Annotated in this window: 1 protein-coding gene; it reads right to left on the bottom strand. The window is 66.3% G+C overall.

Annotated elements, in window-relative coordinates; genetic code table 11:
• The coding region (locus ACY45C_RS20685) for a sulfotransferase family protein (protein ID WP_462189219.1) at positions 1–389 on the bottom strand (389 nt) is incomplete at both ends.

Raw genomic sequence — 389 nt, 5'->3', positions numbered from 1 at the left:
CCTCGCCGGCTTTGCGATTGTGGATGCCCAGGTAGCCGGGATGTTGCTCGACAAACTTGTCGACGCCACCCTGGACCATCTGGAAGATCGGGTTGGTAGGCCAGGTCGAGCGTGCCGGCCGGGGCTGGGGAGCGTAGCCCAGCCACAGTTCGAGCCCTTGGTTGGTCGAGTCGGCGGTGAGCAGCCGGTGCAGGGTGGTGGTGCCGGTCCGTGGCATACCGACGATGAACACCGGCTTCTCGATCGGGACCTGGGCGTGCTCGGGATGTCTCTGCCACCCGGCCTCACTGAACAGGCGGGCCATCAGGATGCCGCACAACTCGTCCTGGACCATCTGGACGCCGTGCGGCGTCAGGCTCGCCTCCTCCTGATAGGAGGCCAGGAGCACC

The organism is Frankia sp. CcWB2, assembly GCF_977927585.1.
Note: the sequence above shows the minus strand (reverse complement) of the source record. Positions and strands in the feature narration are given on the sequence as shown.